The organism is Pseudonocardia sp. TMWB2A (assembly GCF_017312135.1).
This window is the reverse complement of sequence record NZ_QKQY01000001.1, coordinates 895,242-907,445: the sequence shown is the minus strand read 5'-3', so window position 1 is coordinate 907,445 and position 12,204 is coordinate 895,242. Positions and strand designations below refer to the sequence as shown.

General features: G+C 58.2%; 13 protein-coding genes, 1 tRNA gene and 1 other RNA gene. 7 read left to right on the top strand and 8 right to left on the bottom strand.

The window, feature by feature from the left end:
* Positions 1–47 precede the first annotated feature (47 nt).
* From DMP17_RS04200 to DMP17_RS04190, 3 genes are all read right to left on the bottom strand, one after another.
* Entirely contained in the window at positions 48–1,112 is a 1,065-nt protein-coding gene (locus tag DMP17_RS04200) for a hypothetical protein (RefSeq protein ID WP_337827809.1), read from the bottom strand.
* 79 nt (positions 1,113–1,191) lie between these two features.
* On the bottom strand, positions 1,192–1,656 hold the full coding sequence (locus tag DMP17_RS04195) for a hypothetical protein (RefSeq protein ID WP_337827808.1): 465 nt from the start codon (positions 1,654–1,656) through the stop codon (positions 1,192–1,194).
* 26 nt (positions 1,657–1,682) lie between these two features.
* The gene (locus DMP17_RS04190; protein ID WP_337827807.1) at positions 1,683–2,771 is read right to left on the bottom strand and encodes a hypothetical protein; all 1,089 of its coding nucleotides are present in this window, start codon (positions 2,769–2,771) and stop codon (positions 1,683–1,685) included.
* Between the two features lie 56 nt (positions 2,772–2,827).
* Here DMP17_RS04190 and DMP17_RS04185 point away from each other — a divergent pair, with 56 nt between their 5' ends.
* Together DMP17_RS04185 and DMP17_RS04180 are read left to right on the top strand one after the other, a co-directional pair.
* Positions 2,828–4,063 (top strand): AI-2E family transporter, encoded by a 1,236-nt coding sequence (locus DMP17_RS04185; protein ID WP_337827806.1) that lies wholly within the window; start codon positions 2,828–2,830, stop codon positions 4,061–4,063.
* Positions 4,064–4,142: 79 nt separating this feature from the next.
* Positions 4,143–4,219, top strand: a tRNA-Asp gene (locus DMP17_RS04180).
* A gap of 91 nt (positions 4,220–4,310) precedes the next feature.
* Here DMP17_RS04180 and DMP17_RS04175 read toward each other — a convergent pair.
* From DMP17_RS04175 to DMP17_RS04160, 5 genes are all read right to left on the bottom strand, one after another.
* Positions 4,311–4,532, bottom strand: coding sequence for a DUF2842 domain-containing protein (locus DMP17_RS04175; protein ID WP_337827805.1), 222 nt, complete (start codon positions 4,530–4,532; stop codon positions 4,311–4,313).
* Positions 4,529–5,128 carry a 5-formyltetrahydrofolate cyclo-ligase gene (locus DMP17_RS04170; protein WP_337827804.1) on the bottom strand — a complete coding sequence of 200 codons (600 nt, stop codon included), beginning with the start codon at positions 5,126–5,128 and terminating at the stop codon, positions 4,529–4,531. The genes DMP17_RS04175 and DMP17_RS04170 overlap by 4 nt, the downstream gene beginning before the upstream one ends.
* 101 nt (positions 5,129–5,229) lie before the next feature.
* A non-coding RNA gene (ssrS, locus tag DMP17_RS46360) (6S RNA) lies at positions 5,230–5,386 on the bottom strand.
* Positions 5,387–5,464: 78 nt separating this feature from the next.
* Complete coding sequence (locus DMP17_RS04165; protein ID WP_337827803.1) at positions 5,465–5,770, bottom strand: cell division protein ZapA; 306 nt, start codon at positions 5,768–5,770, stop codon at positions 5,465–5,467.
* A complete protein-coding gene (locus DMP17_RS04160) occupies positions 5,763–5,960 on the bottom strand; it encodes a hypothetical protein (RefSeq protein ID WP_337827802.1) in 198 nt (65 codons plus the stop codon). Before DMP17_RS04160 ends, DMP17_RS04165 begins: the two co-directional genes overlap by 8 nt.
* 64 nt (positions 5,961–6,024) lie before the next feature.
* Between DMP17_RS04160 and tkt the strand changes: the two genes are divergently transcribed.
* From tkt to thiE, 5 genes are all read left to right on the top strand, one after another.
* Positions 6,025–8,154 (top strand): transketolase, encoded by a 2,130-nt coding sequence (gene tkt, locus DMP17_RS04155; protein ID WP_337827801.1) that lies wholly within the window; start codon positions 6,025–6,027, stop codon positions 8,152–8,154.
* Positions 8,155–8,185: 31 nt separating this feature from the next.
* Positions 8,186–9,199 (top strand): type I glyceraldehyde-3-phosphate dehydrogenase, encoded by a 1,014-nt coding sequence (gene gap / locus DMP17_RS04150; protein WP_337827800.1) that lies wholly within the window; start codon positions 8,186–8,188, stop codon positions 9,197–9,199.
* Between the two features lie 12 nt (positions 9,200–9,211).
* Entirely contained in the window at positions 9,212–10,417 is a 1,206-nt protein-coding gene (locus tag DMP17_RS04145; RefSeq protein ID WP_337827799.1) for a phosphoglycerate kinase, read from the top strand.
* A 77-nt stretch (positions 10,418–10,494) separates the two neighbouring features.
* A complete protein-coding gene (locus DMP17_RS04140) occupies positions 10,495–11,388 on the top strand; it encodes a fructose bisphosphate aldolase (protein WP_337827798.1) in 894 nt (297 codons plus the stop codon).
* Between the two features lie 37 nt (positions 11,389–11,425).
* Positions 11,426–12,118, top strand: a complete 693-nt coding sequence (gene thiE / locus DMP17_RS04135; protein WP_337827797.1) for a thiamine phosphate synthase — start codon at positions 11,426–11,428, stop codon at positions 12,116–12,118.
* The last annotated feature ends 86 nt before the right edge of the window (positions 12,119–12,204 follow it).

The window sequence follows — 12,204 nt, the reverse complement described above, 5'->3', positions numbered from 1 at the left end:
GTCAGGGCAGAATAATACTGCCCGGACGGCCCCTAATTCCTTATCTTTTACTTGATGGTCGCCCGGAAAACAAACGTGCTCGTCGTTCCCGCTGCCACTGTGGTAAGCGTACCGGATGCATCGGTGGCCGTAACCGTGCCGCCAGCCGGACCGTCATAAGCGCAAGTCGTGGCTGTACCGGCCCCGCCAAGCTTGCCGGAAGAGGGGACACCCGCAACGGTTGTCGGCAAGGGGTCAGCGATAGCCACATTGGTTGCGGTTGCACCACCGCTGTTGGTGACGGCGATACAATATTCAATCACCGCACCCGGAATCGCTTTCGGGTTGGTGGTGTTATTGAACGGATCGCTGATGATGCGGTTATATTTTGCAACGGCTAATGTCGCAGTAACGACCGTATAATCGTCGCGCGCGCTATGCTTACCGTCGCGTGCTGTATCGACGGCCCCTGCGGTGTCGGCAAATACCGTATCGACCCCGGCCGTATTGGCCCCTGTCGTTTCGGTAAGAGCCGCGCCCGCTGTGCCGCCTGTACCACCCAAAGCGGCGGTTGCGGTCAGCGTGATGCCCGAAACAGCGCCATTGGCAAGATTGTTCGGAATGTCCGCCACAATGAATACAGTTTTGGACGCATCGGCGGCCAGTTCATCAATATAATTATTGGTCGGCGTCATTTCCGCCGCATCCAGCGCACCATTATTGTTGGTATCGACATAGACACGCATATTGGTGGCATCGAATGTATCCGTGCCGCCATGCGCCGCCACGCCATGACCCGACGCCAACAGGAAATCGAGCGTGTCGTTCGATGTGTTGGTGACGGTAAAGCTGGTCACGTTGGTGGAGGCATTACCGGTCGAACCCGGTGTCACATTGGTCGTGACATTGCCAAGTTCGGCAACGGTCAGATTGACCTTGCGGTCAACCTTGAACGTGTTGGTGCCGGGGGTGACGGTCGCCGTCTGGGTAACGCCGCCCACTTCATAAGAAATGGTTGCGGTGTTGGTAATGTCGGTGCCAGCAGTCGTTCCTGCCGCGAATGCCGGGGTTGCCCCTGCCGCCGCGATTGCAACTAGACTGCAAGCACCAAGTTTCTTCAGCATACTGGTCATTGCTGTATTCCTTGGTTTATGTATAAATTGGACCACCGAAATAACGCCGCCGGTAGTCCTGTTGCGGCCCGCTTAAAAATTACCGGACGATGCCGCGGAACATCAGTTTACCGGCGGAACCGGCCGGAATGGGTTTGGCAAAAGCCCAACGGACATGGGTTACATCCGTAGGGTTTGCGGGGCGCAGCGCCCCTGAACGGTCACGCACCTTGAGCGCCGCAAGCGGCCCCCAGTTGCGGCCACCGTCGACCGAAACAAGCGCCGCACTATCGACCGATCCTTGAAAGACGACCGCGGCAGGCAGGGGGTTGGTGACGATGAAATTGGTGGCGGGACCCTGGCTCTTATTCTGGTAGTTCAGAACGAACACCAGCTTATCGCCCGGCACCACGGCTTTGGGTTGTTCGAGGACAAGCTTGGTCCGCCCGGTGGCGTCCTTGACCAGCTTTTCCACAAACACATCGCTGTCGAGCGCGACCTGGCTATGCGCCACAGCCACGCCCGGACAGGCCAGTGCGACTATCAATGCAAGTTTCTTGATCACGGAAAATCAGCCCCCCGTTGCCCCGGTTAATTCGCGTTGATCTTGACGTCGAAAGTGACGCTGCGCGATTGGCCCCCTGCCAATGCGCCGATATTCACACTCACAATATTGCTGGTGATGCTGCCCGCATCGCCGTCGACACCATCGGTCTGCGCAGTCCCGCCGAGGCGGATGGTGCCCGGCTGATAGGTTGTCCCGACCGGAACCGGATCGGTGATGACAAGCCCTGCGACCGCGCCGCTACCGGCTGCCGTTGCGACAATGGTGTAGGTGATGGTTGCGCCCGGAACCGGTTGGCTGCCGCCAAACTGGTCGCGCACAACCTGCGTTTTGACGAGCGTGACGGTGGCGGCGCTGACTTTGAAAAAGCCATTATCTTCGCCATCCGCGCCGGTTGCACCGACCACGGCATTGCTGCCGCCGGTGCCAAGGCCCGCCATCGAGAAGCCCGGCGTATTATTATTGCCATTATCGCGCACCGTTTTCGATTCGGCGGTCAGCACCACTTCGGCGCGGTTGCCATCGACAACGGTTCCCGGTGTGTCCACAAGCACAAAGACGGTGATCGACTGGTCAGGCTGGATCACCGGATCGCTGGTGCCGGGCGTATAGAGTGTGTCCTTGGTCGGATCGAGCTTACCGTCGCCATCGCTATCAATATAGATTTTGACGTTGGTGGGATCATAATTGTCGCCGCCATTGGTCGCGATGGTGCCCAGCACAAACGCTTCGTCGCCATTGCCGTTATTGGTGACAGTGAAGGTCAGATAATCTTTCTGCACGGCGCCCGGCGTCGTGGCGACATCACCGGGGTCGGTGCCAGCGACCGTCACATCGAGCAATTCGTCGACTTTAATGTCCACGGGGTTTGACGTGATCGTCGTCGTACCGCCGCCATTATCATAGCTCGCCGACGCAGTGTTCGAGATGGTTGAACCGGCAAGTGTGCCAGCAGCGTGCGACGCTGTCGGCAAAGCCATGACGGCAAATGCGATGCTGGCCGCGCCAGCGCGTAAAGTTATGCGGTTCTTTTGCTTAACAAAAGCCGTAATGGCGACCGTCATGTAAAATGCTCCAAGCGGAAATAGTGAATATTTGTCGCCGCTTAATTGCATAAAAAAGGAAAATAATTAGTTAAAATTTTGCACTGCACCACGTAAAATGTGTCGCGTTGCAGAATGACAAAAGCGCCACTAATGCTATGCTTAAGTCCTTCCGCCGGTCGTTAACGAAATGGCGGGTACAAGAGTTTACAAATGTCATGACGTCATCAGGACCGCCGGAGCAGAGTGAAAATGGCGCGCCGCGTGAAAATGGTGGGCGGGGACGCGACCGTTTGCTTGCCTCGATTGCGCTCACCTCGGCGGTTCTTGTTTTTCTGGCTTTGCCCTTTGCTTTGCGGGCGGGGGCGGAGTTTTTCCTGCCGCTGACGGCCGCGCTGGTTATAGCGATTGCGCTGGTGCCTGCGCTCGAATGGCTGGAGCGGCGCGGCTTTCCCTCGATGATTGCATCGGCGATTTGCGTTATCCTGTTTCTGATTCTGGTGAACGGGGCGCTTGCGGTCATCATCGTGCCGGCGACCGACTGGTTTATCGAGCTTCCCGACCGGCTGCCCAAAATTCAGGCAACCCTGTCGCCACTGATTGATTTTTATGCGAATCTACAGCGATTCGTTGACCGCATCCTGCAATCGGTCGCGAGCGGCACCAGTGCGCAGGCGCGTGCGGTCGCGATTGAAGCGCCGCGTTCGCTGCTGGATTTTATTGCAGGGAGCGCGCCTGCCGCCGCCATCCAGATATTTTTCGCAATTCTGGCGGTGTTTTTCTTCCTTGCGGGCTGGACGAGGCTGCGCAAGCGCACGATCAATAACCGCGAAAATTTCGACACCGCTCTCGAAACCGCGCGGGTGATCCAGAATGTCGTGAATTCGACCTCTTCCTATCTCACCACCATCACCATCATTAATGCGCTGTTGGGCGCGGCGGTCGCGCTCATCCTGTGGATGCTCGGTATGCCGTCGCCTTTAATGTGGGGCGGGATTGTCGCTTTGTTCAATTTCGTTCCCTATCTTGGCCCCATTCTTGGCATCATGCTGCTGGCCCTGGGCGGATTGATGAGTTTCGACCGTATCGAACTCGCCATCCTGCCTGCGCTCGTCTATTTCGCGCTGCATACGATCGAGGCGAATATTGTGACGCCGATGATCCTTGGACGACGCCTCACCATCAATCCTTTATTGATTCTGGTGTCGCTCAGTTTTTGGGGATGGGTGTGGGGAACGCCTGGCGCGCTGCTCGCGGTTCCGATTCTGATCATTCTCCAGACCGTGCTGAAAGCCACCGGAACGCCCGATTTGGCGGGCTTCCTGTTTGAATCGGGCACGCTTACCCATGATGACGAGGCGTAAAGGCGGAAATTTTTGCTAAATTGTGACTAGGCTGTTGACAGGGGAGCAATGCTTCCATATTTGCGCGGCTCCACACCACGCGGGTGTAGCTCAGTTGGTTAGAGTGTCGGCCTGTCACGCCGAAGGTCGCGGGTTCGAGCCCCGTCACTCGCGCCATTTCCTTCATGGAAATGGAAATGTAGAAAAAGGCACTATCGCATTAGCGACGGTGCCTTTTTTCTTATCCGTTATGCGTTATGCGCGACGCCTAACACCAGCGGCCTGTTTCCATCCAGCGCAACAACGGCTTCATCGGGGCAATCCAGATGATGCCCGCCACCGCATAAATGATAAGTTGCAGCGCAATATGAAGCTGGCCGATCTCGGCATTGAACGAGGCAATGATAAACGCCCACACACCGATTATCGCGAGCATTAACGCCATCCCTGCAGGTTTGCGCCAGCTTGGCTGATATTGTTCATTACTCATGCGGCACTTATCCATTCATTTTGCGTCAATATGGCGTTTAGCGGAACATCTGTAGCCTCTGTCGGCACAAGGTCAATTTCCTGCACATCCCAAGCGATACCGACGCGCACCGCTTGGGGGTGCGCGGCGCAATAGCGGTCATAATGGCCGCCGCCTTGACCGATGCGATTGAGCGCGCGGTCAAAACCGAGCAACGGCATCATGAGGAGATCGGGCGTGACAGGGGCGGCATCGGCGCGCGGTTGCGGCACTTTATAGGGCCCGGTTTCGAGCGCATCACCGGGCGACCATGAGCGGAACAGCATCGGCGTATCGCGCGCGGTGAAACAGGGGAGGGCGAGGCACTGCCCTGCGCCCAGTGACGCGGCGAGCATGGTAAGAATATCGGCTTCCGCTCCGACAGCGGCATAAGCCCCGATGATGCGATGCTCCGCGAGCAAGGCGCGCAAAGGGGAGGGGGCAACACCGAACATCAAGGCGCGGTGGCGCGGATTAATATGCGCGACAAATTGGTCACGCCGGTGCCGTAAACGCGCGCGTAATTCACGCTTGGCGGTATCAATCGGGGACGGTGTATCCGGCGGGAGGTCGGGCAAGGCGGGACGCTTTCGGCTCGTTCGGCTTTAAAGGGCGTGTGCGTTGTAGGCGTTCAAGGCCTTTATCATCGGCGCACTTGTCAGGGTGCTTATTATAAGGTGACGGGACCGCCATGGCCGTTTGCTGGAATATCCTCTGACGCCAAAACGTCAGGTGGGGACCATTTATTCCGGACCAGGATCCGGACAGGGACAGCCCCCTTGGATGTTATATCGCCTCAGGGATGTTCGCAAAAAGCGCGCACCGGGCAGTACCCGTCGCCCGATATATATGGGAGCCATAACCAAGGCACAAGAGCGCAGCGGCGTTTCGGGTATGTGCGGGATTTGAGCGGCTTAGTTTTTGGTCGCGATGCTGTCCGCCAGCTGATTAATGCGCGCGGCCATTTCCAAGAGACCCGGCGTAAGGTCGGGGCGCTCTTCGCTTTTTTCGACATTGGCGCGCGCATTTTGCAATTCGTCCGCCATGAAGATGGCCGCGAACAATAATATCCGCGTTTCATTGACATCGCCGACGACCAGTCGCGCTTGCTGTGCCTTTTCATCGACCAGCGCGGCGAGTTTCTGGAGGTGCGGCTCGTCGCCGTCGGCGCACGCTACATCATAAGGGCGGCCCGCGACCGTCAAACGCACATCACCCATGTTGCGCCTCCAATATTTTATCAAGGTCGCGCAAGGTTTGCGTCACTTCGGCGCGCAAGGCAGCGTGCTTGCGCGCGACTTTCAGCTCGTTGGCCGGCTGCTGTGCCGCTTGGTCCGTGATTGTTTTTTCAAGGCGCGATATGGCCTCGGCCAATAGCTGGAGCGCCTGTCCCTCATCCGCTTTAGTCATAGAAACCGGTTTACCAAAAATCTCCCCCTTGGCAATGCCCCGCCGTTGCGGGGACGGTTTGCCCGTGCCGAACTTCGGATTGACCGGAGATAAGGCGTGTCAAAAGTCAGTTATTACCTTAGCGGCGGTTGACCTTCTCGGCCTGCCGACGCAAAGGGTTGGCGACAGCGACTCGACCCTGACGACGCTGTGCCTTGCTGATGTCAACAGAAGAGATGCTTTAATCATGGCCATGCCTGAAATTTCGCTCGCCAACGCCATCCGGGCTTTGTCGATGGACTCCGTTCAGGCTGCCAATAGCGGTCACCCCGGTATGCCGATGGGCATGGCCGATGTGGCGACGGTGCTATTCTCCGATTTCCTCAAATATGATCCCGCCGCGCCGAAATGGCAGGATCGCGACCGTTTTGTCCTGTCGGCAGGACATGGCTCGATGCTGATTTATGCGCTGCTGCATTTGACCGGCTATGAGCGCCCGACCATCGAGGACATCCGCAATTTCCGCCAGCTTAAAAGTCCGTGCGCGGGCCACCCTGAAAATTTCATGCTCGAAGGCGTGGAATGTACTACTGGACCGCTGGGGCAGGGGCTGGCCATGGCAGTCGGCATGGCGATTGCCGAGCGGCATTTGAATGCGGTCTATGGCGATGATCTGGTCGACCATAAGACTTGGGTGATTGCGGGTGACGGCTGCCTGATGGAAGGCATCAACCATGAAGCCATTGGTCTGGCTGGCCATTTGCAACTGGGTCGCCTCAATGTGCTGTGGGACGATAACAGCATCACGATTGACGGCTCGACCGCGCTTTCGACCAATGAAGATATTCCGGCGCGCTATGCCGCAACCGGTTGGCACGTGGTGCGCTGTGACGGGCATGATTATGCAGACATCCGCCGCGCATTGAGCGAGGCTGCTGCCGATCCGCGCCCGTCGCTGATCGCGTGCAAGACCGTCATCGGCAAGGGCGCGCCCAATAAGGAAGGCACGTCCGCAACCCACGGCGCACCGCTTGGGGCCGAAGAAATTGCCGCTGCGCGCAAAAATCTGGGCTGGGATTATCCGCCCTTTGAAATTCCTGCGGACATTCGCGATGCCTGGCTTGCTATCGGTGCCAAAGGCAAAGATGCGCATAAAGCGTGGGAAGATCGCGTTGCATCCCATTCTAAAGCAAATGAATTTTTGAACCAGATGGCGGGCGAGCTGCCTGCGGCGGATTGGCTCAAGCCCTATGTCGATGGCCTCATTGCCGCGCCGCAAAAGGTTGCAACGCGCAAAGCTTCGGAAATGGCTTTGGAGGCGATGACGGCGGTTATTCCGGCGATGATTGGTGGTTCTGCGGACCTTACCGGCTCCAATAACACCAAGACCAAATCGACCCTGCCTTTGACCGCCGACGATTATGCGGGCCGCTATATCTATTATGGCATCCGCGAATTCGGCATGGCCGCTGCGATGAACGGCATGGCCCTGCATGGCGGTATTATTCCTTATGGCGGCACTTTCCTTGTGTTTGCCGATTATTGCCGCGGTGCAATCCGCTTGTCGGCGCTCCAGCGGCAGCGGGTTATCTATGTGCTGACCCATGACAGCATCGGGCTTGGCGAAGACGGCCCGACGCACCAGCCGATCGAGCATTTGCAAAGCCTGCGCGCTATGCCGAACCTGCTCGTCATGCGCCCCGCCGATGTGGTCGAAACCGCAGAATGTTGGGACTTGGCGATCAAGTCGGAAACGGCGCCCACCGTGCTGGCGCTCACCCGCCAGAATTTGCCGCAGCTTCGCACCGAAGCCTCGGCGGAAAACCGCTGCGCCAAGGGGGCCTATCGCCTCAAGGCCGCTAATGGCCCGCGCAAAGTCGTGCTGGTCGCGACCGGTTCCGAAGTGGAAATCGCGGTGGCGGTGGCGAGCCTCCTTGAAGAACAAGGGCATGGCGCCGACGTGGTTTCGATGCCTTGCACCGAATTATTCGATGCACAGGATGTCGCCTACCGCACCGATCTGTTGCCCCAAGACACGCTGATCGTGTCCATCGAAGCGGGCACTACCTTTGGATGGGAACACTATACCGGCCGCGATGGCCTGCGCTTTGGCATGGACAGTTTTGGTGCATCGGCCCCGATTGACGATCTCTACCGGCATTTTGGTCTTACCGCCGACCAGATTGCCCCCAAGATAATTTCCGCCCTTTCCTGATTATTTTTTGCCTCTTAGGAGTTTCACCACCATGGCTATTAAGGTTGCTATCAACGGTTTCGGTCGCATCGGGCGCAATGTCGCGCGCGCCATTTTGGAGCGTCCGGATTGCGGTCTGGAACTGGTATCGATCAACGATCTCGCTGACGCCAAGGCCAATGCGCTGCTGTTCAAGCGCGATTCCGTCCATGGCGCGTTCAATGGCACGGTCGAAGTCGATGGCAATGACCTCGTCATCAACGGCAAGCGCATCCAGGTGACCGCCGAGCGCGATCCCGCCAATCTGCCCCACGCGGCCAATGGCGTTGATATTGCGCTGGAATGTACCGGTTTCTTCACCAACCGCGAAGGCGGGCAGAAGCATCTTGATGCCGGTGCCAAGCGCGTGCTGATTTCGGCCCCCGCCAAGGAAGTCGACCTCACCGTCGTTTATGGCGTCAACCATGACAAGCTGACCGCCGAACATACCATCGTATCGAACGCATCCTGCACCACCAACTGCCTCGCGCCATTCGCCAAGGTGCTGAATGAAAGCATCGGTATCGAACGCGGCCTGATGACGACCATTCACGCTTACACGAACGATCAGAAGATCCTCGACCAAATCCATTCCGATCCGCGCCGTGCGCGGGCGGCGGCGATGTCGATGATCCCGACCTCGACGGGTGCGGCTGCGGCTGTCGGCCTTGTTTTGCCTGAACTCAAAGGCAAGCTTGATGGCTCGTCGATCCGCGTGCCGACCCCCAATGTGTCAGTGGTGGACCTGACCTTCACGCCGTCGCGCGAAACCACGGCGGAAGAAGTCAATGCGCTCCTTAAGGCTGCCGCCGAAGGCCCGCTTAAGGGTGTGCTTGCCTATACCGACGAGCCGCTGGTTTCGATCGACTTCAACCATGATCCGGCCAGCTCGACCATCGACAGCCTTGAAACCGCGGTTATCGACGGCAAGCTGGTGCGCGTGTTGAGCTGGTATGACAATGAATGGGGTTTTTCGAACCGCATGGTCGATACCGCCGGTGTCATCGGCAAGCTGCTTCAGGCATAAGGGCTGAAAATCATGGGTGCGAAGGCTTTCAAAACGCTCGATGATATGGGCGATGTATCGGGTAAGCGCGTGCTTGTGCGCGTGGACCTGAATGTCCCCATGAACGAAGGTTCGGTTGCGGATGATACCCGCATCCGCGCCTCCGCACACACCATATTGGAACTGGCGGATCGCGGCGCGATTGTGCTGTTACTGTCGCACTTCGGACGCCCGAAGGGGCAGAAAAACCCCAATCTTTCGCTCTCGCTGGTTGTCGGCGGGATTGAAGATGTGCTGGGCCGCCGCATCATGTTCATCCCCGATTGTGCAGGGCAGGCCGCACTTGATGGCGTGGCGGTGCTGCGCCCCGGCGATATTGCGGTCCTCGAAAATACGCGCTTCCATGCGGGCGAGGAAGAAAATAACCCTGCGCTCGTCGCGGACATGGCGGTGGTTGGCGACTATTATGTCAATGACGCCTTTTCCGCTGCGCACCGCGCCCATGCCTCGACCGAAGGCTTGGCGCACAAGCTGCCCGCTTTTGCAGGCCGCGCGATGGAGGCCGAACTGGTGGCGCTGGAACAGGCGCTCGGCAATCCGGAGCATCCGGTGGCGGCCGTCGTTGGGGGTGCCAAGGTTTCGACGAAGCTGGATGTCCTCCAAAACCTTGTCAAAAAGGTCGATCATTTGATTATCGGCGGCGGCATGGCCAATACTTTCCTTGCCGCACGCGGGGTCAATGTGGGCAAATCGCTGTGCGAACATGACCTCACCGACACCGCCAATGCGATTATGGACGCCGCCGACAAGGCAGGCTGCACCGTGCATCTTCCTTATGATGTGGTGGTCGCCAAGCAATTTGCGGCCAATGCACCGAACAGCATCGTCAATGTGCATGAAGTTGCGCCCGACGATATGATCCTCGACATCGGTCCGGCGGCGGTCGAGGCGCTTGGCGATGTGCTTAAAACATGCAAGACTTTGGTGTGGAACGGCCCTTTGGGCGCGTTTGAAACCGTGCCGTTCGACAAGGCAACGGTCGCGCTTGCCAAGACGGCGGCGGCGCTCACCAAGGAAGGCTCGCTTGTATCGGTCGCGGGTGGCGGCGATACGGTTGCGGCGCTCAATCATGCAGGCGTTGCCGCAGATTTCACTTTCGTTTCAACCGCTGGCGGGGCATTCCTCGAATGGATGGAAGGTAAGCCGCTCCCCGGCGTGGACGCTTTGAAAGGGGCCTGACCCCGTAACCCCCGTCGCATCGCCATTCTTTATTGCGGCGCGCGACATAGACTCGTTTGAACAAGGATCATCTTCCCATGCAAGACGCTAAATTGCTCGACAAGGTTACCAACGGTTCCGGATTTATTGCCGCGCTTGACCAGAGCGGCGGTTCGACCCCCAAGGCTTTGAAAGGCTATGGCATCGAAGAGGATGCTTGGGGCAGCGAAGAAGAAATGTTCGGCCTCATCCACCAGATGCGCAGCCGCGTGATTACCTCGCCCGCTTTTTCGGGTGACAAGGTGCTGGGCGCGATCCTGTTCGAACGCACGATGGACGGCGAAGTCGATGGCAAACCGACCCCCGAAGCCTTGCTTGAGCGCGGCGTTGCGCCGTTTATCAAGATTGACAAGGGGCTGGAGGATGAAGCCAATGGCGTCCAGCTTATGAAGCCGATGCCCGATCTTGATGCGCTGCTCACCCGTGCCAAAGGCCTTGGCGTTATCGGCACCAAGGAGCGTTCGGTTATCAACCTTGCCAACCGCGAAGGCATTGCCGCCGTCGTCAAGCAGCAGTTTGAGGTGGCACAGCAAGTGACCGCGCACGGCCTCGTTCCGATCATCGAGCCCGAAGTCAACATCAAGAGCGCAGAGCGTGCAGAAGCGGACGAAATCCTGCTCGACGAACTGACCAAGGCGTTGGATGCGCTTCCGGGCGATGACAAGGTCATGCTCAAATTGTCGATTCCGGCCAAGGCAGGGCTTTATGACAGCCTTGTCGACCATCCGCGTGTTGCGCGCGTGGTTGCGTTGTCGGGTGGTTTCAGCCGCAGCGAAGCCTGCACCGAACTCGCCAAAAACCGTGGCATGATCGCAAGCTTCAGCCGCGCTTTGCTCAATGATTTGCGTCACCAGATGGATAATGCGGAATTTAACGGCGCGCTTGGCCTCGCCATTGACGAAATTCACGCAGCATCGGTGGCACAGCCCTGATTGGCATTCGGGGTCGGTATCGTTAAGGCGCATATCCATGACCGATCATGACGATTTCGACCCCGATATATTGGACAGCGGTTTTGCCGACCGCTTTGGCCGCGACCCCCGCCGCCCCGCGTGCCAGCTTTACCTGATAAGCCCCGAAAATCTGGGCGAAGATTTTGCTGAGCAACTCGACGCTGCTTTGGCTGCAGGGCCGGTGGCCGCGTTCCAGCTCCGGCTTAAAAATGTGCCGGATGCGGATATTATTGCCGCTTGTGATGCGCTGATACCGGTTTGCGCGCGCCATGATGTGGCGTTCATATTGAATGACCGCATGGATTTGGCCGCGCAGGTCGAAGCGGACGGCGTGCATCTGGGGCAGGGCGATGGCGATGTAAAAGCCGCGCGCGCGGCGCTGGGGCCTGCGGTGCAGATTGGCGTCACCTGTCATGACAGCCGCCATCTTGCGATGGAAGCGGGCGAAAAAGGCGCGGATTATGTCGCGTTCGGCGCCTTCTACCCGACCGATACCAAAACAACCACGCATCGCCCCGATCCGGGCATCCTTGGCTGGTGGACCACCTTGTTTGAAATTCCTTGCGTTGCGATTGGCGGGATTACCCCCGACAATGCGCAGCCTTTGATTGATGCAGGCGCGGATTTCCTCGCCGTATCGGGGGCTGTGTGGAAGCATCCGCAAGGGGCTGCCGCAGGGGTTGCAGCCTTCGCCCCGCTACTCGGTTAAACGCCGCTCGCCATTGCCTCAAGGAACGCTTGCGCCATTTTGCGCGTTGCCCTGTCATTAAATTTATAATGATCAGGAGGTTTTGC